Origin of the sequence: Desulfobacter curvatus DSM 3379 (assembly GCF_000373985.1) — a bacterium.
In the GTDB taxonomy this organism is placed as follows: domain Bacteria; phylum Desulfobacterota; class Desulfobacteria; order Desulfobacterales; family Desulfobacteraceae; genus Desulfobacter; species Desulfobacter curvatus.
The window spans coordinates 26,746-50,111 of sequence record NZ_KB893001.1; the positions used below are offsets into that span (position 1 = coordinate 26,746).

At 47.8% G+C, this 23,366-nt stretch carries 22 protein-coding genes; 15 read left to right on the top strand and 7 right to left on the bottom strand.

What is annotated here, in order from left to right:
- Positions 1 to 188: 188 nt before the first annotated feature.
- Positions 189 to 1,427: a tetratricopeptide repeat-containing protein gene (locus tag B147_RS0108095; protein ID WP_026259570.1), complete on the bottom strand. Its 1,239-nt coding sequence runs from the start codon at positions 1,425 to 1,427 to the stop codon at positions 189 to 191.
- A 317-nt stretch (positions 1,428 to 1,744) separates the two neighbouring features.
- Here B147_RS0108095 and B147_RS0108100 point away from each other — a divergent pair, with 317 nt between their 5' ends.
- The 8 genes from B147_RS0108100 to B147_RS0108135 all read left to right on the top strand — a co-directional run bounded on the left by B147_RS0108100 (position 1,745) and on the right by B147_RS0108135 (position 11,489).
- Positions 1,745 to 2,794 carry a radical SAM protein gene (locus B147_RS0108100; protein ID WP_026259571.1) on the top strand — a complete coding sequence of 350 codons (1,050 nt, stop codon included), beginning with the start codon at positions 1,745 to 1,747 and terminating at the stop codon, positions 2,792 to 2,794.
- Positions 2,795 to 2,932: 138 nt separating this feature from the next.
- Entirely contained in the window at positions 2,933 to 3,427 is a 495-nt protein-coding gene (locus B147_RS33145) for a prepilin-type N-terminal cleavage/methylation domain-containing protein (protein WP_020586710.1), read from the top strand.
- Positions 3,428 to 3,442: 15 nt separating this feature from the next.
- Positions 3,443 to 5,506: an HD domain-containing phosphohydrolase gene (locus B147_RS0108110; protein WP_020586711.1), complete on the top strand. Its 2,064-nt coding sequence runs from the start codon at positions 3,443 to 3,445 to the stop codon at positions 5,504 to 5,506.
- A gap of 188 nt (positions 5,507 to 5,694) precedes the next feature.
- Positions 5,695 to 6,363 (top strand): CerR family C-terminal domain-containing protein, encoded by a 669-nt coding sequence (locus B147_RS31725; protein WP_211216926.1) that lies wholly within the window; start codon positions 5,695 to 5,697, stop codon positions 6,361 to 6,363.
- 2 nt (positions 6,364 to 6,365) lie between these two features.
- Positions 6,366 to 7,382: an HlyD family secretion protein gene (locus B147_RS0108120; protein WP_020586713.1), complete on the top strand. Its 1,017-nt coding sequence runs from the start codon at positions 6,366 to 6,368 to the stop codon at positions 7,380 to 7,382.
- A 23-nt stretch (positions 7,383 to 7,405) separates the two neighbouring features.
- Positions 7,406 to 9,226 (top strand): ATP-binding cassette domain-containing protein, encoded by a 1,821-nt coding sequence (locus B147_RS0108125; RefSeq protein WP_020586714.1) that lies wholly within the window; start codon positions 7,406 to 7,408, stop codon positions 9,224 to 9,226.
- Positions 9,223 to 10,365: an ABC transporter permease gene (locus B147_RS0108130; protein ID WP_020586715.1), complete on the top strand. Its 1,143-nt coding sequence runs from the start codon at positions 9,223 to 9,225 to the stop codon at positions 10,363 to 10,365. Before B147_RS0108125 ends, B147_RS0108130 begins: the two co-directional genes overlap by 4 nt.
- A gap of 2 nt (positions 10,366 to 10,367) precedes the next feature.
- Complete coding sequence (locus tag B147_RS0108135; protein WP_020586716.1) at positions 10,368 to 11,489, top strand: ABC transporter permease; 1,122 nt, start codon at positions 10,368 to 10,370, stop codon at positions 11,487 to 11,489.
- A 187-nt stretch (positions 11,490 to 11,676) separates the two neighbouring features.
- Here the strand turns inward: B147_RS0108135 and B147_RS0108140 are convergent, their stop codons facing one another.
- Positions 11,677 to 12,426 carry a class I SAM-dependent methyltransferase gene (locus B147_RS0108140; protein ID WP_020586717.1) on the bottom strand — a complete coding sequence of 250 codons (750 nt, stop codon included), beginning with the start codon at positions 12,424 to 12,426 and terminating at the stop codon, positions 11,677 to 11,679.
- Entirely contained in the window at positions 12,407 to 12,964 is a 558-nt protein-coding gene (locus tag B147_RS0108145; protein WP_020586718.1) for a GNAT family N-acetyltransferase, read from the bottom strand. Before B147_RS0108145 ends, B147_RS0108140 begins: the two co-directional genes overlap by 20 nt.
- Positions 12,965 to 13,301: 337 nt before the next feature.
- Here B147_RS0108145 and B147_RS0108155 point away from each other — a divergent pair, with 337 nt between their 5' ends.
- Together B147_RS0108155 and B147_RS0108160 are read left to right on the top strand one after the other, a co-directional pair.
- On the top strand, positions 13,302 to 13,862 hold the full coding sequence (locus B147_RS0108155) for a DUF2975 domain-containing protein (protein WP_020586720.1): 561 nt from the start codon (positions 13,302 to 13,304) through the stop codon (positions 13,860 to 13,862).
- A 13-nt stretch (positions 13,863 to 13,875) separates the two neighbouring features.
- On the top strand, positions 13,876 to 14,085 hold the full coding sequence (locus B147_RS0108160; RefSeq protein WP_026259573.1) for a helix-turn-helix domain-containing protein: 210 nt from the start codon (positions 13,876 to 13,878) through the stop codon (positions 14,083 to 14,085).
- A gap of 165 nt (positions 14,086 to 14,250) precedes the next feature.
- Here B147_RS0108160 and B147_RS27875 read toward each other — a convergent pair whose 3' ends face one another.
- Genes B147_RS27875 through B147_RS0108175 form a run of 3 tightly spaced genes read right to left on the bottom strand, consistent with a single transcriptional unit; the run spans position 14,251 to position 16,653 of the window.
- A complete protein-coding gene (locus B147_RS27875; protein WP_020586722.1) occupies positions 14,251 to 14,439 on the bottom strand; it encodes a carboxymuconolactone decarboxylase family protein in 189 nt (62 codons plus the stop codon).
- Between the two features lie 5 nt (positions 14,440 to 14,444).
- The gene (locus B147_RS0108170) at positions 14,445 to 14,651 is read right to left on the bottom strand and encodes a hypothetical protein (RefSeq protein WP_020586723.1); all 207 of its coding nucleotides are present in this window, start codon (positions 14,649 to 14,651) and stop codon (positions 14,445 to 14,447) included.
- Positions 14,652 to 14,688: 37 nt separating this feature from the next.
- A complete protein-coding gene (locus B147_RS0108175) occupies positions 14,689 to 16,653 on the bottom strand; it encodes a monovalent cation:proton antiporter family protein (RefSeq protein ID WP_020586724.1) in 1,965 nt (654 codons plus the stop codon).
- A 199-nt stretch (positions 16,654 to 16,852) separates the two neighbouring features.
- On the opposite strand from B147_RS0108175, the gene B147_RS0108180 reads away from it, so the two are divergent.
- From B147_RS0108180 to B147_RS0108205, 5 genes are all read left to right on the top strand, one after another.
- The gene (locus B147_RS0108180; protein WP_020586725.1) at positions 16,853 to 17,371 is read left to right on the top strand and encodes an XRE family transcriptional regulator; all 519 of its coding nucleotides are present in this window, start codon (positions 16,853 to 16,855) and stop codon (positions 17,369 to 17,371) included.
- Positions 17,372 to 17,395: 24 nt separating this feature from the next.
- A complete protein-coding gene (locus B147_RS27880; protein ID WP_020586726.1) occupies positions 17,396 to 17,911 on the top strand; it encodes a class I SAM-dependent methyltransferase in 516 nt (171 codons plus the stop codon).
- 21 nt (positions 17,912 to 17,932) lie between these two features.
- Positions 17,933 to 20,695: a DEAD/DEAH box helicase gene (locus tag B147_RS30195; RefSeq protein WP_020586727.1), complete on the top strand. Its 2,763-nt coding sequence runs from the start codon at positions 17,933 to 17,935 to the stop codon at positions 20,693 to 20,695.
- A gap of 492 nt (positions 20,696 to 21,187) precedes the next feature.
- Positions 21,188 to 21,796, top strand: a complete 609-nt coding sequence (locus B147_RS0108200) for a hypothetical protein (RefSeq protein ID WP_020586729.1) — start codon at positions 21,188 to 21,190, stop codon at positions 21,794 to 21,796.
- Positions 21,796 to 22,248, top strand: a complete 453-nt coding sequence (locus tag B147_RS0108205) for a type II toxin-antitoxin system YhaV family toxin (protein ID WP_020586730.1) — start codon at positions 21,796 to 21,798, stop codon at positions 22,246 to 22,248. The genes B147_RS0108200 and B147_RS0108205 overlap by 1 nt, the downstream gene beginning before the upstream one ends.
- A 79-nt stretch (positions 22,249 to 22,327) precedes the next feature.
- Here B147_RS0108205 and B147_RS0108210 read toward each other — a convergent pair whose 3' ends face one another.
- Positions 22,328 to 23,293, bottom strand: a complete 966-nt coding sequence (locus B147_RS0108210; protein WP_020586731.1) for a sulfite exporter TauE/SafE family protein — start codon at positions 23,291 to 23,293, stop codon at positions 22,328 to 22,330.
- Positions 23,294 to 23,366: the final 73 nt, after the last annotated feature.

The following is a 23,366-nucleotide window of genomic DNA, read 5'->3' on the forward strand; positions in this document are numbered from 1 at the left end:
CTTTTAAGCGGAAAATCCGCTCTAAAGCGTGTCTGAAATTAAATACGACGGAGCCAGAGAGCTTACTGATTGTTTTTTTGCTGCCCATTCAGAACGGTTCTTTTGTTTCAAAAATATTTTGTAAAGACGAATATTATGGTAATCAACTGTCGATATAAGGTCAAGTAAATGTCCATTTCAAAAAACGATTAAGTCAGGTTCAACAAGGCGCGCAGTTTTTGAACCTGCTTATCCATTGATCCCTTCATCCATGACTCTTTGGAGGCTTTTTCAGCTTCAGCATACCACTTAGCCGCTTCATCATTTTCGCCTGTTCCGACACAGGCTTCGTAAAGGGTGGCCAGAATCCAGAATTCCTCATTGTCCCTAACATGTTCATCAGCAATTGCCTGTTTGCATATTTGTTTGACTTTACGGCGTATATAGCGCGCCATACAATGCAGTTCTCCTTTTTCAGGTTCCTGGCTTTTAGATGCTTTAACATCCATCATATAGGCGAGGTTGATACCGTTATAATAATCCTTTTTGATAAAAAAGCCGCGCTCAAGAGCAAAAACAGCTTCTCTGAGATTTTCGTGATATTCGTTAATCTCGAACAAGCGTTTATGCACGGCAGCCCATAATCCCAATGTCTCAGGATCGAAGCTGCCATGTGGTTTTAAGTACCCTAAAATTGATTTTGCTTTATTGAGCGCAGTTTCTTCGTCTGGCTGCTTACTTTTGTAGGTGGATAGTGCAAGTTGCTGAACGATATAATCGTCTTTTCCCGATATGCTGCGGGCCTGCATCCAATAGTCAGCGGCACTGGCAAATTTTTCATTCCGCATGGCACTTTTTGCCTTGTCAGTCAAATAACGTAGCGGAGCGGATTCTGCGTGAGCCGATCGCTGGACCTGTTCCGCTTTTGTTTTCTTGGTCACCTCCACATAGCCTTTAGAAGGCAGTTGCGGCAGAAACTTATATACCGGGCTGTCTACCTCTTCTTGTTCAACAACCTTTTCAGCAAGTTCTTTCAACGCTTCCTGGAATCTTTTTGCTTCCTTGAATCCAATATCTTCGCCCAGATGCTTATAAGTATGGATGCAGATATGGTTGATATCAAATGGAAAATTCATTCCCTCTTCACCCACCACAATTGTTGCATATGGCCGCAGGGCATACCGCACACCAAGCTCAAAGGCTGCGTTGAAATTAAGTGTTGTAATGTCAGCAACGACCAGGTCTGCATCCAGCAGTTGATCATACATCACTTGGTCAATGATCTTACTTGTCAGCAGTTCGTCCGCTCTATGACATTCCAGACCAGCACCTTGAACAGCCTCTTTAATCACATCATAGGAGGCATCCAGGTCAAACAGTTTTCCTTGTTCATAATCCTGTTTTTTTCCGAACCCCTGTATGACAAAACAGTTTTTAGGCATATCCATATCCTCTTTATTTTTTTCATATGAAAGTCTGTGTAACCCACACAGATATTTCAACATTCGTTGTGGGCTGGGCCTGGGTGCTGATAGACCAGGTCAGCCCATGGCCGTTATTGAGCCATTTCAGTCATGAATCATTCCGATTTGTTTTCAAATAAATGATTTTAAATGAGATCTGCACAAGTTTAAAGCCTTGTCGGCAAAAAGCTATCAGGACCTCTATTGTTTTTACCCATTTGCTACAGCATTCCATCGCCATGGGTTGACTTCCGGAACATGATTAACATTCTATAATAGACGACAATAAAAATGAGGATGTAATGATGAGCCGAGACTATCCATTTGAAACCGGTATATACCGCCCCCCCAGTGAAGGGGGCAGCGCCTCCCTGCTGGTTCGCTTTACCCGGAACTGCCCATGGAATCACTGCACCTTTTGTACGATGTATAAGGGAAAAAAATTTAACCTGAGAACCCTGGCGGAAATTAAAGCCGACATTAATGCCATGGCAAACCTTGTGGTTGATCTTCAGGCCGAATCAAAAGCTCTGGGGCACGGCGGCCGGGTTACCCGGGAGGCCATTCTGGCATTGCTTGAGAAAGCCCCGAGCTTAAACCACCATCCGGGTGCGGACATGCTGATCCAATGGATGGCAATGGGCGGGAAAACCGCATTCATACAGGACGGCAACTCGATGATTATGCCGCCCCAGGATCTGATTGCAGCATTGACTCATCTTAAAGAAACCTTTCCTTCCATTGAGAGAATCACCACCTATGCCAGGGCCCGGACCCTGGCCCAGCGCTCCCTTGAGGATTTAAAGGCCATACGCGAAGCGGGTCTTGACCGCCTCCACCTGGGCCTTGAAACCGGGGATGATGCCCTGCTCAAGCAGATCAAAAAAGGGGTAACGGCTGACGGACATATTGAGGGGGGTAAAAAGGCCATGGCAGCCGGCTTTCAGGTCTCGGAATACTGGATGCCCGGCCTAGGCGGTAAGGAGATGACAGACCAGCACGCCGAAAATACCGCCCGGGTGCTCAGTGAGGTCAATCCCCACTATATCCGGTCCCGGCCCTTCAGGCCCGCCCCCGGCTCCCCGATGTTTGACCAGGTCGACCAGGGGAAGATCACCCTGCTGGATCCCAGAGAACAGTTACTTGAACTACGGCGGATGATCCGGAACCTGGATGTAACATCCAAGGTTTGCTTTGACCATATGGGCAACTACTGGCGAACAGCATCAGGAGATTTGGTCCTCCACCATGAATATGAAGGGTACCAGTTTCCAAATGAAAAACAGACCGTCCTGGACCGCATTGAACTGGGTCTTGCCTTTAAGCAGAAACCTGCCCGGTTTTTTCTATAGTACTTGATGGTAAATTTGAACTGGGCCTTGCCTTATTTTTCGGGTTCAGGGCCAGCCATTCAAATGCCGGAAAGTTGCCAGATGCAAATTTTTATGCAATCTTAGATCTTCGCGTAAAATAAGTCGATGGTATTTATCATGAGCTTGCTTTTCAAATTAAGAACCCAAATTTGCCTGGTGAACAGCCATATCAAAAAAGGCGGATTTACCCTCATCGAATTAATGATTGTCGTTGCCATTATCGGAACACTGGCCGCCATTGCCACACCAATATATCTTAACCTTAAAGACAAGGTCCGTGTGACCATTGCCATTTCAGATATTAAAGCCATTGAAAAAAATATACTGGTTTATTACGTTGAATTTGACGTTTTTCCCCCTGACCTTGCGGCAATCGGCATGGCGAATTTGACGGATCCCTGGGGTAACCCATATCGATACCTTCCCGTGGCCGGGACCCCCAGCGGCCAATTGCGAAAGGATCATTTCATGGTGCCTGTAAATTCAGATTATGACCTGTACAGCATGGGGCCGGATGGAAGGAGTACCGGCCCGTTTACTGCCGAAGCCAGCCGGGATGATATTGTCAGAGCCAATGACGGCGGGTTTGTCGGGTTGGTTTCAAATTATTAAAGGAGAACAACGTAGATGCGAATAGGACGATCCCTGTTTCAAAGCAAAGTGGGCAGAAGAATTTTTCTTTTATTTGTGACGTGTGCGCTTATTCCCATTCTGTTTCTTTCCGTGATTTCCTATATCCAGGTGTCAGTCCAACTTGAAAAACAGAACGCCAGACATCTCCAGGATGCGGCCAAATCCCATGGCATGGCCATTTATGAGCGACTGCTGTACCTGGAAAAAAATATGCAGCTAAGTCTGGTAAAATCTGCCCGCTCAGAGGCCGTTACCCAAAAATTTTTTCAACATTTCAATGCCATGGGCCGGATTGACAGTGCAGGCCGAACTGAACCCTTGTTCGGCCGGTTTCAAGCTTTTTCAGATGCGTTTCTCAAGAAAGCCACCCGTGTCTCCCAGGATAAAACCACATTGATTTTTGAAGAAAACGATAAGGAAAAGGCGGCTCCGGCCAAAGCTTATATGATAATGAAGGCTGACAAAACAAGTACCCTGATCGGAGAAATCAATACGCTGTATCTGTGGGGAATCGGACATGAAAATATCCTGCCGCCCATGACAGATCTATGCATAACGGATCAATACCGAAAGGTTTTGGTTTCATCGTTCCCCCTGACCGGAGACCTGCGCCGCCACCTGGCCAGGGATACCGGAAACGCCCAATTCCGGATATTAGAGTACAATGATAAAGGAGAAGATTATTTTGTCAGCTACTGGCCCCTGTTTTTAAAATCAAACTTTGATGCACCGGTATTGAACGTGATTTTAAGAAACCCGCAGAAAGAAGCACTCAGGGCATTGGCCCAATTTGAAATTATTTTTCCCTTGGTCATTCTGCTTACGGTATGGATCGTTCTCCTGTTGAGTATTATCCATATACGCAAGAGTCTGGATCCCCTTGAAAAAATTAAAGAAGGAACTCAGCGGGTGGCCCGGCAGGATTTCAAAACCCCTGTTGAGGTGGCAAGCAATGACGAATTTGAAGAAGTCGCCCAATCGTTTAATACCATGGCAGAACAACTCGAACGGCAATTTGAAGATTTGAATACACGGTCTAAAATTGATCGGGAAATTTTATCTTCACTGAATACCCGGCAGATCATCAACATAGCATTAAAACGAATGTTTCTTTTTTTTGAATGTCATTCCGTAACCCTCTGCCTGGCTGCTGAAAAAAAACCGGAGACTTTTCACGGATTCATCCTCACGGATTTAAAGAGGCGAAAACCACATGAAATATTTTTCGATCTGTCTAAAATTGATCTGGAAAAACTGGCAAGAATAGAGGAGCATTTCATTGTTTCCGATCAGGGTTTAGGCAAGCGAATAGCCGCCAAAGTAGGTATTTCCATTGATGATTGCCTACTAATACTTCCCATGATGATTGACGAAAAGCTCAAGGGGATCATCACACTTGGGTATCAACAACAAAAATTTTTTTTAAACAATGAACTCAAACACGCCCGCCAAATTGCCAATCAGATCACTGTGGCTTTGTCTAATTCGTTCCTGGTGGAAGAAATGGAACGGCTGAATGTGGGGACCCTGGAAGCGTTGGCAAGAACTGTAGACGCGAAATCCGCCTGGACGGCCGGTCACTCGGAACGTGTCACAACCCTTGCCATGAAGATCGCCAATGCCATGAATATGGAACAGCAGGAAATGGACACCCTGCGCCGGGCAGCCTACCTTCATGATATCGGCAAAATAGGCATCCCTTTGTCCATTTTGGATAAACCCGGCCGCCTTACCGACGATGAGTACGATACCATCAAAGATCATCCATCCATAGGGGGAAAAATTTTGGAACCAATTCACGCATATGCCGACGTTGTTCCTATTGTCCACCAGCACCATGAAAAATTCGACGGTACCGGATATCCGCTGATGCTTGCCGGTGAAGAAATCTGTATCGGCGCCAGAATCCTGGCCGTTGCCGACGTATATGACGCAGTCGTCTCCGACCGGCCATATCGAAACGGCTGGCTCAAGGAAAAATCCATAAAAATGATTACAGACAATTCCGGCACCCATTTTGATCCCAAAGTAGTGGATGCCTTTCTGGCAGTCATTTGAAATCTCTTTTTTATAAGAAGGTCTCCAGCAACTAACTGGATTCTTTCTATCTTTGTTGTGGGCCGAAGCCTGGGTGTAGATAGACCAAGGACGGCCAATGGTCGTTATAATAATTTATTCATTTGACTTATTCAATCGATTGAATTAATCTTTAAAAGATGTTGAAACCTAAAATGGGAGATATGGTGGTGAAAAAGGATAACGCACCTGATACCAGAGAGCGGTTGCTTGAAGCCGCCATAGACGTATTCGGCAGGCATGGTTTTGATTCGGCCACCACCCGGATGATTGCCAAAACGGCCAACGTGAATATTGCTGCCATTCCCTATTATTTCGGGGGCAAAGGCGGACTTTACCAGGCCGTTATCGACTATATTGTTGACCGGATCAAAGAAGAAGCCGGAGGGCTGCTGGGACAAATTAGCGAAGCAAATTTTACCGGAGATACCGGCCGGCAGCAGGCCCGGGAATTGATCCGGGCCGTCATGGAACGATTTATTAATTTCATTGCCGGTTCTGAACAAGGCCCGCGGTTTTCCAGAATCATCTTGCGGGAGCAGATGTTCCCAAGTTCTGCCTATGACTCTATTTTTAGGGGTTTTCTGCAACCTGTGCTCAATGCATTATCCAAATTGATCATGGCGGTATCCGGCGAATCTGATCCCAGGCAGGCAACATTCACAGCCATGACGCTCATGGGCCAGGTGATCATTTTCCGGGTTGCCCGGGAGACCATTGTCCGGGGGCTTGACCTTGAAGGGTATTCCCCTGAAGAAATAGAAGAAATCCGCAGGGTGGTTGTGTCCAATGCCCTGGCAATCACTGAAACACCAAGCGAACAGCTCATAAGGAAATAGTCATGAAAAAAAAAGTATTCCCCGTCATCATACTGATCCTTGCGGCAGCCGGTGCTTACATGTATTGGCAGGATCAGAATAAAAAACAAGATGAAAATGCCGGTATCTTCAAAATTTACGGCACCATCGATATTCGTGACGCATCCCTTGCGTTCGCCGAACAGGAACGGATCGAAGCGGTTTTGGTCGAAGAGGGCATGCGTGTAAAAAAAGGCCAGGTGTTGGCAAAACTTCGCACGGCAAAGCTTGATGCCACCATCAAGGAACTGCAGGCCCGGATCGCGGCCCAACAAGAAACCGTGGCCAAGCTGGAAGCGGGCAGCCGTTTCCAAGAGATAGACCAGGCCCGGGCTGAGGTACTTGCCGCCAAGGCCCGGGTGGCAAATAACTTACGCACCGTAAAGCGACTCAAGGCTACCTCCAGATCCGGGGCCACCAGTATTCAGAACTATGATGATGCAAGAGCACAGCTAAAGGTTGAACAGGCCCAGTTATCGGCCAGCCAAAAAGCCTTGGATCTGCTCATCGAAGGTCCGCGTAAAGAGGATATCGCTGCGGCCCGCTACCAGCTTAATGCCCTTGTGGCAAGCCTTGATCAGCTTCATGTGCGCCTCTCCGACATGACCCTGACCGCCCCTGCCGACGGTACCATCCAGTCCAGAATCCTGGAACAGGGGGAACTTGCCGGGCCTTCCAAGCCCGCTTTTGTCCTGGCGCTTTGTGACCCCAAATGGGTGCGGGCATATATCCCGGAACCCATGCTGGGAAAAATTAATCTGGGCATGACCGCCCAAATTTTTACGGATACATTACCCGGGCAGCCTTTGGACGGATGGGTGGGCTTTATTTCATCCGTGGCGGAATTTACCCCCAGGGCTGTGGCCACTGAAGACCTGCGCACCCAGCTGGTATATGAAACACGGGTGTTTGTAAAAGATCCAAAGGATATTCTGCGTCTGGGCACCCCCGTGACCGTGGCCATTAATGAAAATCAGTCCCCGGCCCGGCCTGCGGACTGATTGGAGAAACGTTGGAATACGGTATGAACAGCCGCGTGGCATTGCCAATAAAGGACACGGGAGTCGAAAACACCCCACTGATGCATGCAGACCGCATATGCAAGGCTTTTGACACTCCAAACGGTAAAAAGATCCAAGCCCTGGATGGGATCAGCCTCAAAATTTTCCAGGGCCGGGTGACCGGCCTTGTGGGCGCGGATGGTGCGGGGAAAACCACCCTTATCCGCATTGCCGCAGGGCTTTTGGTGCCCACGGCCGGCCAGATGACCCTGCTGGGCCTGGACACTGTGGACCACAGTTTGGAAATTCAGAGCCGTGTGGGGTATATGCCCCAGAAATTTGGTTTATACCAGGACCTGACCGTCATCGAAAATTTAAGACTTTATGCGGATCTCCAGGGGGTTGCATTAAAAGCGCGGCACGACCGTTTTGGCAAACTGCTGGCCATGACCGATCTTGCCCCGTATATCAAAAGAAGGGCAGGGGACCTTTCCGGTGGCATGAAGCAGAAATTGGGCCTGGCCTGTGCCTTGGTAAAATCACCTGAATTACTTCTTCTGGACGAACCCACCGTGGGGGTGGACCCGGTGTCCCGGCGGGAGCTTTGGAAGATCGTCTATGAACTGGTGGAAAAGGAACGGATCGGGGTTTTGGTCTCCACAGCGTATCTGGATGAAGCGCAACGTTGTGACCAGGTTAAGGTGCTTCACCAGGGACGGCTTCTGGCCCAGGGCAGTCCGGACAAATTTACAGCCGGCATGCAGGACCGGGTCTTTCTGGCCACCCCGGATGAACAGATGCGGGCCAGACAGATTTATACCCGCCTGGCCGGCCAGGAAGGCATTGCAGACGCCACCATCCGGTCCGGGCGGGTGCGGGTGGTCGTTGACAGCACGTCATCCCCGGAAAACGGCAATACCCAGGACATTGGAACGCAGAAAATTGCAACTCTGCTGAATCGCGCGACAAACACAATAACAGCAGCAGTCCCGTCTTTTGAAGATGCGTTTATGGCCCTGATTCCAAGAGGAGATGCCCAGCTTCACACCCCTTCTACGGATACGACAAAGCCATGGGTGCCAAAAACGTCATCCGGGAATGATGCGGCAGTAATAACAAACAATCTATGTAAAAAATTTGGTGATTTTAAGGCTGTTTCCAATCTCACCCTTGATGTCCGCCGGGGTGAAATTTTCGGATTGCTGGGCCCCAATGGCGCCGGTAAAAGTACCACATTTCGCATGTTGTGCGGGCTGTTACCGGCCACATCCGGGGAGATCCGGGTGGCGGGCCGCAATCTGCGGCGATCCCGTGCCAAAGCCAGGGCCCGCCTGGGATATATGGCCCAGCAGTTTTCACTTTACGGCCAGCTTAGTGTGACGGACAATTTTAAATTTTTCGGCAGGGCATACGGCCTTTCCGGCACACAGCTCAAAGAGAGAATAGCCTGGGCCTTTGACGAATTCGGGTTGGATGACTGGCAGGACAAACCGGCCGGCCAGCTTCCAGGCGGGTACAAACAGCGTCTTTCCATGGCCACGGCCCTGCTCCACGAACCGGACATTCTGTTTCTGGATGAGCCCACTTCCGGTGTGGATCCCTTTGCCCGGCGGGAGTTCTGGCTGCGCATCAACGGATTTGCCGAACAGGGAGTGACCGTCATCGTCACCACCCATTTTATGGAAGAGGCGGAATACTGCGACCGCATGGTGATCATCAGCCGGGGTAAAACCCTGGCCATGGGTACACCGGGGGAGATCCGCAGCCTGGCCCGGACACCGGAAAACCCGGATCCCACCATGGAGGATGCCTTTATCGTTCTTTCCCAAGGAGACCAGCCATGACCCGATTTTTCATGCGCCTTTTCGGTGTGCTGCGCAAGGAGACCCTCCAGATTTTAAGGGACCCCAGCTCCATTATCCTGGCCCTGGTCATGCCCATAGCATTGCTGATCATTTTCGGATATGGCGTGAGCCTGGATGCCGAACATGTGCCCATGGTGCTTGTCAATCATGACAAAGGGCCCATGTCCCGGGAACTTGCGGCACGCTTTGCCAGTTCTGCCAATTTCAAAATAACGGCTGCCGAGAGCATGGCCCAGGCGCAATCCCTTGTTCTGGCACGCAAAGCCGAAGGCATTATTCTTTTGCAGAATAATTTTACATCAATTCTTGAAGGTGCAGCGGCAGGAAGCGAAACAGATTACAGGGCCCCGGTCCAATTGATCATCAACGGCACCGACGCCAACCGTGCCCGGCTCATTGAAGGCTATATGAAAACCATTGGTGCCAAATGGGCATCCATGCGGGTGGCCCGGGGGCAAGCTACCATGGTTCCCCTGGTGTCCATATCCCAGCGCATCTGGTTCAATGAGGCTGCCATCAGCCGGTATTTTCTGATTCCGGGTCTGATTACCTTGATCATGACGCTCATCGGCATCCTGCTCACGGCCCTGGTCATTGCCCGGGAGTGGGAGCGCGGTACCATGGAAGCCATGCTGGTAACCCCCCTGCGCAAGGTCGATATCCTGTTGGGAAAAACCCTGCCTTACTATTTTCTGGGCATGTTAGGCATGGGTCTGTCCGTAGTGGTGGGCACCACCCTGTTCGGGGTGCCGTTCCGGGGGTCTGTGGGCGCGCTCGTCGGCTTGAGTTCCCTGTTCATGTTCACCTGCCTTGGGTTCGGGCTTTTTCTTTCCGCAGCCATCCGCATCCAGTTTGTGGCGGCCCAAACCTCCATTATGGCGGGTTATTTACCGGCATTTTTTCTCTCCGGCCTGATATTTGATCTTGAGTCCACACCGAAATTTATCCAGATCATCAGCTATCTTTTCCCGGCCCGGTATTTTGTCACCATCGCCCATACCCTGTTTGCCGCCGGGGATGTCTGGCCTGTGCTGCTGCCCAATGCCCTGGTGCTGGCATTCATGGCACTTTTGTTCCTGGGACTGGCATTTCGCAAAATGTCAAAACGACTGGAGTAACCATGCAGACCCTAAGACGCCTGACCGCCCTGATATTAAAGGAACTTCTCACCATCATGAAGGACCCCAAAAGCCGGTTTGTGGTGATTGGCCCGCCCATTATTCAATTCTTCGTCTTCAGCTATGCTGCCACCTTTGACCTGGAAAATATCCGGTATGCCGTGTTTGACGAAAGCCGGTCTGTGCTGTCCAGGGTTTTTCTGGCCGATGTTGAAGGCACAGGACGATTCAGGCTCACAGGGTATCTTGAAGATGACGGGCAGGTGAAAGAGAATATTGATCATAAAAAAGCCCGATTGGTGATTCATATCGGGTCTCAATTTGAAGAAAATCTGCGATCCGGCCGGTCTGTAGATATTCAGGTCATTGCCGACGGCACAAGCCCCAATGTGGCCATGATTGCCATTGGATATCTCGGCACCATTGTGGAAAATTTTAATAAAACGCTTTTGGAGCAGGGCATAGCCCAGGAGAACGGGCCTGGCCTGGCCCTGGTGGAACGGGCCTGGTTCAATGAAAACCTGAGCAGCCGGTGGTTTATGGTCTCTGCCCTTGGCGGGGTGATCAGCACGGTGGTGGTGATGATTCTCACCAGCCTCTCCGTTGCCAGGGAGCGAGAGTTCGGCACCTTTGACCAACTTCTGGTGGCCCCGTTCAGTCCGGTGGAAATCCTGGTGGGCAAATCCATACCCGGCATTGTCTTTGGTATGCTGGACGCCCTGATCTTTGCCGGCGGCGCGGTGCACTGGTTTCACATCCCCTTCCGGGGGACGGTTAGTGCTCTTGTGGTTTCCCTGTTGTGCTTTATTTTCACCATTGTGGGCATCGGATTGCTGGTGTCGTCCCTGTCCACCACTATGCAGCAGGGGCTTTTAGGCGCGTTTCTATTCTTGATGCCTGCGATCACGTTGTCAGGGCTTGCCACGCCCGTGGAAAACATGCCCATGTGGCTTCAACAGGCAGACATGCTCAATCCGGTACGTCACATCATCACAGCCCTTCGCAGGATTTTTCTTGAGGGAGCAGATCTTGCCACGATCTGGCCCCAGATCTGGCCGCTGCTGATCATGGCGGGCGTCACCCTGCCCCTGGCCGCCTGGTTGTTCAGGCGTCGGTCGGTGTAAATAGTGCCCGACCGAAAACCGTAAATTTTGCCGATTACGGCGTTGGTCTAAAATTTTAATCCTCGAAATACGCCTTGTATTCCTCCGGTTAAAATTTCAGCCCGCCTTGTACTCAACAAAATTTCCAGGTTTTCGCTCAGACACTAAATAGTATTTGAACGGCTCGCTACTGATGATGAGTAGCGGCTTACACTCCTGAATGCGGCTGTGCTTTTACCCCGGCCAATACAAGAACCGGCGGACGTCTCAAATGATCTAAAAGATCGGGCCGTTCCGCGACGGCATCGGGGGCCGGCCCGGGTTCAAGGAGTCTTTGAATCGAAAAACCGGCGTCGATCAGTGTGTTGATGTACGTTTCAACGGTCCGGTGGTATTTTTTTACACCGTCAACAAACCAGCGGGACACCCGCAGGGTTTCTTTTTTATAGTCATCAACGGGCCAATGCCTCTTGGTCCCGTCATCCAGACTGCACCATCCCTTGAGCAACGAAGTGCAGATCGGGTGCTCCACAGAAAAAATAAAATGTCCGCCTTCTTTGAGAGACAGAGCAACGGTCTCAAATACCGGCCGGATATTTTTTACGTAATGAAAACACATTGAAGAGACTGCCAAATCAAATGATCCCTGGGCCACATCAAGATCCTCGGCGGCAATCTGTACAAAATCAGCCCTTGGGTCCTTTATACGGTTTTTTGCTTCCGAAACCATATTCGCGGATATGTCTGTGCCCAGAATAGATGCGGCGTTTTTTCCAAGACAATAGGAGGCAAACTTTCCGAAACCGCAGCCGATATCCAGGATGCGAAGCCCGTCGAGTGGGGGCAAAAGGCTGTAAATCGCCGGTTCTTCAATTGCGGCATTGAGACCGCTTTCGTTTGCCCGAAGCGCCATGTAATGTTCATAAAACTCCGGATTGTCATAAATGTTTTGTTTCATAGTACGGTTCCTCTTTCAGTAATCCGTAAACCACATGATCCAGGTACTTTCCATATACGTTTTCAGCATTACGGATAATTCCTTCTTTTTGAAAGCCAAGGCTTTCCGGAATGGCGCGGCTTTTATAATTGTCCACCGCACAACGGATTTCGATGCGGTTAAGTGCATAGGATGTAAACCCGATTTTAACGGCCTCCCTGACACTTTTGCGCATCATCCCCCGGCCATTGTATTCCCTGGCCAACCAATATCCGAGATGACCGATACAGTTAACCGGGTCGATCTGATTATAACCCAATACGCCGGCAATTCTGTCTTTGCAGAAGATTGTCATGTGCAATGCCTTGCCCTGCTGAAAATTTAATAACTGCGCGTCTATGAATTTTTTGGTATCCAGGGGCGTTGTAATTGAATCAAGCCATGGCAGCCATTGTTTCAGAAATTCCCTGTTTTTGTCGGTCAGTTCAAACAGTTCATCGGCATACTGGGGTATGGTCAAACCAAGTTTGATGTCTTTATCAAGATATCTGAAAAACATATTTAAACTATCCGCTCCTCTTTATGTGCCTGTTTTATTTTTCCGGTACCTTTTTTGCGCCATCATGTCCGGCCGCCACAGATGATACCAAAATACGTACCTGGGTGGGTAACTTTTTATTCAGATTTGAATAAAGCGTTAACACCACTGTATTATTTCCGGCCCGCACCATTCCACCTGTGTATTTCTTGAACTAAAGACTCGTTTCGATTTTTATGATATTTAATGTAGCGCAGTAAAATTTTATTGTTTATCGATAATTTTTTATTGCTTTTCGGTTTTTAGAGTAGTAGAAAGGAACGACTGCGGACTAAATATAAAAAGGGAGACAATCACCATGAAAACGAATCACACCACCGACACAAATAAGAACATAGACTTAATCCGGAAATCCAGCCGGAGAATTATATGGACCCTTTACATCTGGCGCGGGGTGATTCCCCTGGCCACTTGTTTGATCTGGCTGTTCATAAACAAGCTGCCTTGGATGACTCAGGAGATCTTGCCCGATTTTGTCCAACTTCCTTTGCCGCTTCCCATTCGGCTGGCCGGCCTGGCCGTCACCATGATCCCGGTCAGCATAATGATTTACGGCATTACAACACTGATTCAATTATTCCGGCTGTATCAGTGCGGCAAAATTTTTCAATCTGAAAACGTCGCCTGCCTCAAACGTCTGTCCGGAACGATTCTTGTGCTTGGCGTGACAGGTATCATCACCAATAGCCTCTTAAGTGTTGTCTTGACCCTTCATCATCCCCCAGGGAAACATATGATTACCTTTGGCATAACCGATAAGGATATCACGTTGTTTATCCTGGGATATATTCTGATGACCATCGCCAGGGTGATGCAGGAAGGGTGCCGGTTACAGCAAGAACAAAGTCTTACGGTATAGAGGGGGAATTGATTTGACTATTCGTATCAATTTGGATGTTATGATGGCCCGGCGTAAAATCAACTCCAATACCCTGGCCGAAAAGATAGGCATCACAGCGCAAAATCTGTCCATCCTGAAAACAGGTAAAGCCAAAGCCATTAGATTCTCTACCCTTGACGCAATATGCCGTCATTTGGATTGTCAACCCGGTGACATTCTGGAATATTCTAACGACTCGTAACCAATAATTGATGAACCCGTAAAAAGGCCAACCGATGGCTAAGTAAAAATCTTCGTCTACAAGGCATAGGGTCCGGCCAGGGGCAAAGGCATACATGTAGTATATCGAGCATCTGGTCGGGTACCATAACGCAGTAGACGGAGACTTTTTACGACGCCATCAAATTTAAATAAGACCTTTTTCTTCCAAGAACTTTATTAATCTGGATGATTCTCCTTCAGCCATGGTTCCGCCAAGGCTAACAGCAACCCCTACACATTCCAATATTTCATTTACGGTGGCGCCAAGTCTCAAGGCTTCGTCAGCTTGATAAAGAATACACGCTTTGCATCCATGCACAGTAGCTGCAGTCATTGCGATTAATCTTTTTGTTTTGCCGTCAATGGCACCATCTTTTCCTCGAAACCCTGCCGGTACTGCCGTATGTCTGCATCACGCTTTATTCCGGCAACGGCCCGGACGATAAGGCAAAATCCTGCCTGTTCCAGCACATTGCCGGGTCCTTTGATATGCCTGCGAAATCCAGGATGTGAAAACACAAGGCCGCTGAACGCGTTATCATCCAAGGTGTCTCACAGTCCGGAACAAGGTCATTGCCGGGCGTTATTGTGGCGGAGAAATCAGCCTCTGGAAATCCGCCAGTTGCTCGGCATTGCCCATGACGGCAATTAATTCACTCGCTTTCAACTGATAATCCGCACCCGGGTTGGGTTGCAACTCGCCGTCATGCATCACGCCAACTATTGATATCCCGGTCTTGGTGCGAAGATCCAACTCTTTGATTGTCTGGCCGATCACAGGACTGTCGGCCACTATTTTTATCCAGTTAAACTCCAAGAGGTCACATGCTTTTTGGAGTTGTGACAGGGTTTGACTCCTCTTGGAAATTTTGAAAAGCGGGGCATACAACTCCCTGCGAAAGGCATCGGTATATTTTTGGATATCCGTGGCCGGGATATTTAAATAGAGCAGGGCCTGGCGAGTGAATTGCAGGCCGGCTTCAAATTCCGGCTGAACCACTTCCTGTATGTCCTGGTCATGCAGGGCCTGCATCTGCTCTACGCCTTCGGCCCTTGCCACAATATTCACCGTGGGGTTTAAAAGGCGAATCTGGTGACAGGCGGCGCCGGTTACATCAATCCTGGGTGTGGTAATGAGTACAAGATTGGCCTCTTGTACCTTACCGGCCTCCAGAACGACATCCCGGGTGACATCCCCGTAAATCACCGGAAATCCCTTGCTTTTGACCTGGCTCACCCGCCGGTAATCAAGCTCAATAATGACAAAGGCCTGGTCCAGGCGCTGGAGTACTTGACCTATTTGAAATCCGATCCGCCCCCCGCCTGCAATGACCACATGGTTGTGTAAGCCTGTGTCTGGTAAATTGATGGTCTGTACCGGTTCTTTTTTAAACATTCGCTTTCGCAATCCGTACAATGGTGCGGTCAGTCCCGAAATAAGCGGTGTCAATAGCATGGTTACAATTGCGGTTGCCAGTGTCAGGGAATAGAGATCGTTGGATATGGATTGGGTGCTGATACCGACCCGGGCCAAAACAAATGAAAACTCTCCCACCTGGAACATGCTCAACCCCAATGCCAGCGGTATGACGTTGCCATAACCGAATACGCGGCTTAATGCGCTGAAAATAAGCCCCTTGCCTGCGGATACAAATAAAACAACAATCAGGATTGTTTTCCAGTTTTTAATCAAAAAGACCGGATCCAGAAGCATGCCCACCGACACAAAGAAAAGCAAACCAAAGATATCCCTCAGCGGAATAATATCGCTTAATGCCTGGTGTCCATAATCGGATTCGCTGAGCACCATGCCGGCAACAAACGCACCAAACGCAAAGGACAACCCAAATAAATAGGTACCATATCCCACGCCCAGGCCAATTGCGGTGATTGCCAGCAGGAACAGCTCCCTTGAATTGTGTCTGGCAATATAGGCCAGCAGTTTTGGAATGAGTCGTGTGCCGATAAAAATCATCAGAAACAGAAATGTCACCGCCTTGACCGCAGCCCAGCCAAGCGCGGGTAAACCTGCTTCCAGCTGATTCAATTTCGGCAGGATAATCATTAAGGGAACAACCGCCAGATCCTGAACAATCAACATGCCGATCATGACCCTGCTTGAAAGGGTACCCATTCGTCCCTGGCTCATCAGTGTTTTTAGAATCACCATGGTACTGGACAGGGCAATAAGCCCCCCAAACCAAAGCGAATCATTAAATGGCCAGTTAAATATTTTACCGATGCCAAAGCCCAGGAAAATTGAAAGCAGCATCTGTATCGGGGTACCGATCAAAGCAATCCGGGCCACAGGCTTCAGCTCTTTGAGTGAAAATTCCAGTCCCAGAGCAAACAGCAAAAGCGCAACACCAATTTCTGCCAACAACTCGATATCGTGGATATTGGAAATTGTAACACCACCGGTAAACGGGCCCACCATGACGCCGACCAGAATGTACCCCAGGATTAAAGGCTGCTTTAACCGCTGGGCAATAAGCCCGCCAATTAAACCGGCCACAACAATAATTGCAATATCAGAAGCTATACCCATTCGTATTTATACCTGAAATTAATTTATAACGCTCCACTCCCAATCGACTATAAAAAACATCCCTTAAACATGAACGGTCAATTGGGCTCTTGACAAGATATAAAATATAAAATACTTTTTGTAAATCTTAATTTACACAGTGGGCCGGTATTTACTATACGTAATGATGCCATTAATACTTTAACAGGAATAAATTCAAATGGGTAAATTTGACTTTTCGGTAATACGTACCCTGCGCATGAAACTTGGCATTACGGCTGACGAGCTTGCCAAGCGTGCCAACTTGACCCGTGTGACGGTTGCAAATCTTGAAACCGGTGGCGGTAACCCGACCATTGAGACAATAGACGCCTTAAGCAAGGCCTTTCAACTCCCCGCAAATGAGCTTGTAAGACTGGCAGAAGTGACTAAATGTGAGATTGGTCATACGGAAAAATTCAAAAAGAAAGAGGCTGCCGGAACCCATATTTGGTTCCCTAATTTTGAAATTTATCACATGAAAGCACCACAAGGTGCCAGAAAGGAAGCCGATCCTAAACATCACGAAAATACGGCCGAAATTTGCGTGGTTCTCTCCGGCAAGTTAAAAGCGATGGTGGGAGGCCAGGTCTTTGAGTTAGGTCCGGGAGAGGCTTTGCGTTTCAAGGCACTGCACGACCATTATTTTGATGTCATTAATGACGCTGAATTTCTTTTGATTCATCACAATATCGTTTAACTTCACAGGAACAGGAGTAATATCATGGATATATGTTCTTTTTATCTAATGTGTTTTTGGTTTTCACTGCGTGATGCATTTACACCGCCAATAAAAAAGTTAAAGGGTGCAGGCTTAAAAAGGGGGATGTCTGTATTGGATTACGGATGCGGTCCGGGTAGTTTCAGCATTGCAGCATCCCTTCAGGTCGGCGAAACGGGAACAGTCTATGCGGTTGACCAATTTCCGGTAGCCATTGAGATGACCCGGCGCAAAGCAGCCAAGCGGAAATTGAAAAACGTTACACCTATATTAACCGACTGTTACACCGGCCTCCCGGACAAGATTATTGACATTGTTATTCTGCATGACGTGTTCCATGAACTCATAAATGCTCAAAAAGTAATGGATGAATTATACCGTGTGATGAAACCGGATGCTATTTTATGGTTCAATGACCACCACATGGACATACCAACCGTTGAACATGCGATTCAGGCAAATCATCGGTTCAAACTGGAACGACATGATCGTTCATCTTTAATATTTAAAAAAATGTGACCCGGGAAAAACACCAGTATAATGAAAGGTAGTGCCAAATTGCAGGGGATAGTCTTTATCTATGAAGAAAGTCGTTCGGTGAAAAACAACGCATTAACCGTGCGGATTGAGGAACGGCGAAAAGAAGGAAACTCCTGGATGCCTGCAGGTCCGCAAAAAGTGTATACGGCCCGGGACCTTCACCGCCCGGGACTTAAGATTTTGGACAACACACTTTTTTCCATGGCCTTTAAATCCGAAACCGATTTCCGACAAATGGAAGCACGGTTCTTTTCCCCGGATCAGGAATATACCCTTTTCAGAATTTCACCATACGATCTTAAGGCCTTCCTGGACCGGTGCAATGCCAAAAATCTGTTGTGCAGCAAAGACGGACGGCTGCTCCGGTTTCAGTATGTTAAAAAAATGATCCCTGAAATTGTATTCAAGGACTCGGGAAAGGCCTTTGATGCTGTTCTTACCCTGGAGGGACATAAAATACCTGCACCGTGTTATGGAACCCCATCGAATCCTGTCAGAATCATATCCGGTACCCGGGTCTATGAATTACCCAAGGGCTTGCCGGTAGGCGTGATCAAAGATCTGGTCCGGGGAAAAACCATTCCCTATGATGAACTGGACGAAACTTTGGCAGGGTTGAGCCGCTATGCCGGCAAACTTTCCTTAAATATTCCGGGCAGGACTAAAAAAATGGACCGCCATGCCGAGTTCACGCCGGTATTGGATTTTGATCCAGATTTAAAACATGCGGATTTGGGGTTTGAATACAAAGGCATCGGCCTTTTATCCATGACAGACACACGGCAGGTTTTGCTGAACCATAAAACCAACCTTGAACTGCACAGAGATTTTGACGAAGAAATAAAATACCGTGACATGCTTAAACGCCATGGCGCGGTATTCGAATCCCATGCCCCCAAAGATTGTTTCATTCCGGAAAGAAACAGGGAAAAGATCCTTCTCCATGCCCAAAAGCAGGGGGGTGTTCTCAAAGTAGCAGGCTGCAGCCTGGTACTGGACATTAAGGTCGCCTGGGATATCAGAACAAAGGAGGCGGAGATCCTTGTGGGAGGCAACGTCTGTTACCAGGGAAAACAAACCGGTATGGAAAATATTCTGGACGCCTGTCTTTGTGGACAGCCCTGGTTTGACCTTCCCGGGGGATTAAAAGGGTTTATCCCAACGGGTCTGGCCCGGGATTTTGAACAGCTTGAGCTTCGCGGGGACTTCAGGGATGAGGACGTCCGGTTTGGCAAATATGATCTTTCCTTTATTGCCCGGTTTCTTGACAACAAGGAGAACGTGGTCCGGGATCAGGCCTTTAAGCGGTATCTTGCGTTTTTGAAAAACAGATGTGCCTCAGACCAGCCGGTAAAGGTGCCCAAAACCTTGAAAGCGGAACTTCGGCCCTACCAGAAGACCGGATTTGCCTGGCTTCGGGGGCTTGCCGGGTTTGGATTTTGCGGTATCCTTGCCGATGACATGGGACTGGGCAAAACCGTGCAGGTCTTAACCTTTCTCCTGGAGGTTAAAGAGCAGTCCGGGGGCACCCACACAAGCCTGGTGATTGTTCCTAAAATTTTAATGTGGAACTGGGAATCCGAGGCCAAACGGTTTGCCCCGGATTTAAGAGTGCTGGTGTATGCCGGTGCGTCCCGGGACAAATTGCTGTCCAACCTTTGCGATGCGGATCTTGTGATCACATCCTATGGCCTGGTCCGGCAGGATGAAGAACATTTAACCCGGATCTTATGGGATATGCTTGTCCTGGACGAGGCCCAAGCCATAAAGAACCCCAAGTCACAGATATCCAAATCCGTAAAAAGGTTAAAAGCGGCAAACAGATTATCTTTAACCGGCACGCCCATTGAAAATCGGCCCCTGGACCTATGGAGCCAGTTTGATTTTCTCATGCCCGGCTTTCTGGGGGATAAGACGGTATTTCAAAAAACCTATGCCGGACAGGATCAGGACGCCTTGAGCCGGCTGAAAATTCTTACGGCTCCCTTTATCCTGAGAAGAATGAAAAAACAGGTTTGCAAAGAGCTGCCGCCCAAAACCGAAATTACCCTTTACTGCGGTTTCAGCAAAGAACAAAAAGCCTGCTACGATGATATCCTCAATGCAGGGAAACGCAAGCTGACAGACAATCAGAAAAGGGGTGAGTCCCGGACCATGCAGATATTAACCCTGCTTCTCAGGCTGAGACAGGCGTCCTGCCATCCTGCACTGGTGACCGGAACAGATCCGGGGTCTGGGTTCCGACCGGAGAAATCAAGCCAAAAATTTGAACTGGTCCTGGAAACCGCCCGGGAAATTATTCAAAGCGGTTATAAAATACTGATTTTTTCACAATTTGTGGCCCTTCTGGACCTGGTGGATCAGATGTTTGGGGCCCACGGAATTAAACGCTTTACCCTGTATGGGCGCACAAAAAAGCGGCAGGATCAGATCCGGGGATTTAAGAAAAGTCCTGATTCCTGTGCCTTTCTCATTTCACTGAAAGCCGGAGGCCTGGGGCTGAACCTGACCGAGGCCGGATACGTTTTTCTTCTGGACCCCTGGTGGAACCCGGCCGTGGAAAACCAGGCCGTGGATAGAAGCCACAGAATTGGCCAGGAAAATCCGGTAACGGTGTACCGGTTCATCACCAGAAACTCGGTGGAGGAAAATATCGGCCGGCTTCAAGCCAAAAAACAGGCCATGGGAAAAGCGGTTCTCGGGCATAAAGGCCTTTCAGATGCCGGGATTTCCGAAAAAGAACTTTTGGAACTGATTAATTAAATTCGAGCAGAGGTTCCTTTCATTTTTCGTTGCTTCTCAATTCGCCGGAAACAGTGTAAATTCCACTGGGCAATCTCCTGTAAAATCAAAGTCCAGTTGTTGAAGTTCTCCCTTGCCATCCAGACAGCAAGCAGGTCAATTTCCAATAATCCTGATTTGGCAGGCTTTCAGAAAATCAATTTTATAATATATTATTCCCAATAGACAAAATTTATGGCTCATGTTGCATTTCAGGGCCTTTTTAGAAGTGGACAAGGCTAACTATCTGAAATATAAGGCAGAATATTCCAGTCTTGCGATATGAAGAAAACGTAAATATTGTTTATCATTTTAAATAGATATGGTTTATATTAAAAATAAGACCCCGAAACGCAACATGAGCCAAAAGCGATAGTTTAAAGTATCTTGCTATTTTCATGTTTCACCCTTATATTGACATCAGATGATATCCATGCTTTAACCGTCTCCTGATTATAATCGAAAGGTGACAAAATGATACCAAAGCCCGCCTCAAAATGTGCATCCATAGTAGAAGAATTAAATATTTTGGGCAGCTCTTACGATCCTGATATACATCAATTCAGGCTTGCACAGATTGAAAAAGAGGCCGAAAAACTTAAGCAGGAAACCCCAGAAGGGGCATATACTATCTTAGGTATCATTGCATGCATGAAAGGAAATATCGAAAACATGCATAGATATCATAAAAACGCCATTAAATGCTCAGGTGAAAGCTTTAGTTCGTTAAAGAATTATGGCTTTTCTTTATATCATCAAGGGCTTTTAAAAGATGCCTATGTATATTACCTTAAGGCACACGAACAAGAAAAAGCGAATCCAAGTGTATTAAAGGCGCTTTTGGATATATCATTTTTTCTTGGTCTTGATGAAAACTATGATAAATTCAAAGAAAAGCTTGATAGATTAAACGTTAAATACGACGATCCGAAAGACTTTTACGAAGACGATAGTTACTGGCTCGAAAAAACACTTACGGATGTCGAAGATATGCTTCACAAACACCCTGACCTGATTGTGAAGCCAGACCCTGAAACAGAGTCCCTTATCGACGACTTAATTGAAGGAGTTGCTATAGATTAATGTCTGATTCTTGGGAACTATTCTATTTTAAAGTTTTTGATGAACAAATAAAAGCGTTGGTCAAAGACGTTTCTCATCTTAGAGATATTGATCCAGACAACTATAAAGAGCATCCAAAAACGAAGCTTCTTGCCAAAGTAACCCATGCCATAAGAAATAGAGTTCTTTCAAACCCCTTAGACCCCCAGTTCAACCTTGGGAAAACTTTGGGTAAAAAATTTAGCCATTATAAAAGAATTAAAGAAGGGATGCCTGACAGATATAGAGCTTTTTTTAGATTTCAGAGTTCTGACAAATCCGTGATAATGATTTGGATGAATAATGAATTTACGCTAAGGAAAGCTGGGAGCAAAACAGATGTGTATAATGTTTTCCTGAAGATGCTTGAAAACCAAGAGGTCCCGTCCAAGTGGAAAGATCTTGTTGGGAAATCTGAAAAAAAGAAGCAATAATAAATTCCCCCTCCCTTTATTCCTCATCCTCCTTCCGTTCAGGGAGGATTATAGAACAGAAACATGATTTCGGCAGGATTTAAAAGCCTAAAAACGCAGCCGCATATCGAATTGCGGTAAAGAGAATAATACCTGTGAGCATCCATTTGATCAGGTTGGCAGAAACATATTTCTGGCAGTACGCGCCCAGGTACATCCCGCCCATTCCGCCAAACCCGAACAAGAGACCCAAGCCCCAGTCCGGGGCCACGGACATGTCCGGGAAAAATGGTGCGATCAGCTGGTAAAAGGCAACCCCGGCGATTGAGGTGACAAAGGTTCCCATGAGTGTGGCACCTGCCACGGTGTGAACCGGAAGCCTGAAAAATGTTACAAAAAACGGGGCAATGATGGAGCCCCCGCCGATACCATACACGCCTCCTATAATGCCCACGATGAAACTAAGGCTGAAGATACCCCAAAACGATATGTCAAACGCCTGGCCGTCAACGATGTAGCGGAGCCGTTTCACATTAAATCGGGAGGCAGTCGGATTCATTACACCGGTTGAAAAATAATCGTCCGAATCTGCCGGCCGGGAGAGATGGCCGCCATCCATGTCCTGAACTATCACTTTTCTGGTAGTGGGAAGCCGGGCATCTGGATTTCTTCTTTTCATTAAGTCCTTTATCATTTTAACCCCGATATAAAACAGAACAGTAGATGCAAACAGTTTAAACCGGGCCGGATCCGGCAGATATGCCACCCGCAGAAAAGCCCCTATAAATACACCCGGAAGGGTACCCAAAATCACTACCCAGGTCAGGGGCCATACCATTCGTCCCTCCCGGTAATACCGGTATACACCACTGGGGATAGCAACAATATTGAACAATTGATTGGTTGCACTGACCGAAGGATTGACATACCCCAGAAACGACATTTGAAACGGCAACAGGAGAAAGGCCCCGGAGATACCGCCCATGGAGGTGAAAAAGGAAATCCCGAACGCCACTAACGGCGGAATCCAGGGTTGTACTTCAATACCTGCAGTATGAAAAACCATTTTGCCCCCTTTTGATGACTTTTTATCCTTATCTTTAACACGATAAAAACTATTTTCGTGTTAGTTTATAAAT

What these genes read in the sequence shown, in the direction of transcription:
- B147_RS0108200 (WP_020586729.1), top strand. Translation starts at nt 21,188, where the DNA reads ATGATACCAAAGCCCGCCTCAAAATGTGCATCCATAGTAGAAGAATTA.
- B147_RS33145 (WP_020586710.1), top strand. Translation starts at nt 2,933, where the DNA reads ATGAGCTTGCTTTTCAAATTAAGAACCCAAATTTGCCTGGTGAACAGC.
- B147_RS30195 (WP_020586727.1), top strand. Translation starts at nt 17,933, where the DNA reads ATGAAAGGTAGTGCCAAATTGCAGGGGATAGTCTTTATCTATGAAGAA.
- B147_RS27875 (WP_020586722.1), bottom strand. Translation starts at nt 14,439, where the DNA reads ATGACTGCAGCTACTGTGCATGGATGCAAAGCGTGTATTCTTTATCAA.
- B147_RS0108180 (WP_020586725.1), top strand. Translation starts at nt 16,853, where the DNA reads ATGGGTAAATTTGACTTTTCGGTAATACGTACCCTGCGCATGAAACTT.
- B147_RS0108205 (WP_020586730.1), top strand. Translation starts at nt 21,796, where the DNA reads ATGTCTGATTCTTGGGAACTATTCTATTTTAAAGTTTTTGATGAACAA.
- B147_RS0108155 (WP_020586720.1), top strand. Translation starts at nt 13,302, where the DNA reads ATGAAAACGAATCACACCACCGACACAAATAAGAACATAGACTTAATC.
- B147_RS0108120 (WP_020586713.1), top strand. Translation starts at nt 6,366, where the DNA reads ATGAAAAAAAAAGTATTCCCCGTCATCATACTGATCCTTGCGGCAGCC.
- B147_RS0108210 (WP_020586731.1), bottom strand. Translation starts at nt 23,293, where the DNA reads ATGGTTTTTCATACTGCAGGTATTGAAGTACAACCCTGGATTCCGCCG.
- B147_RS0108135 (WP_020586716.1), top strand. Translation starts at nt 10,368, where the DNA reads ATGCAGACCCTAAGACGCCTGACCGCCCTGATATTAAAGGAACTTCTC.
- B147_RS0108125 (WP_020586714.1), top strand. Translation starts at nt 7,406, where the DNA reads ATGAACAGCCGCGTGGCATTGCCAATAAAGGACACGGGAGTCGAAAAC.
- B147_RS27880 (WP_020586726.1), top strand. Translation starts at nt 17,396, where the DNA reads ATGGATATATGTTCTTTTTATCTAATGTGTTTTTGGTTTTCACTGCGT.
- B147_RS0108100 (WP_026259571.1), top strand. Translation starts at nt 1,745, where the DNA reads ATGATGAGCCGAGACTATCCATTTGAAACCGGTATATACCGCCCCCCC.
- B147_RS0108140 (WP_020586717.1), bottom strand. Translation starts at nt 12,426, where the DNA reads ATGAAACAAAACATTTATGACAATCCGGAGTTTTATGAACATTACATG.
- B147_RS0108095 (WP_026259570.1), bottom strand. Translation starts at nt 1,427, where the DNA reads ATGGATATGCCTAAAAACTGTTTTGTCATACAGGGGTTCGGAAAAAAA.
- B147_RS0108110 (WP_020586711.1), top strand. Translation starts at nt 3,443, where the DNA reads ATGCGAATAGGACGATCCCTGTTTCAAAGCAAAGTGGGCAGAAGAATT.
- B147_RS0108175 (WP_020586724.1), bottom strand. Translation starts at nt 16,653, where the DNA reads ATGGGTATAGCTTCTGATATTGCAATTATTGTTGTGGCCGGTTTAATT.
- B147_RS0108130 (WP_020586715.1), top strand. Translation starts at nt 9,223, where the DNA reads ATGACCCGATTTTTCATGCGCCTTTTCGGTGTGCTGCGCAAGGAGACC.
- B147_RS0108145 (WP_020586718.1), bottom strand. Translation starts at nt 12,964, where the DNA reads ATGTTTTTCAGATATCTTGATAAAGACATCAAACTTGGTTTGACCATA.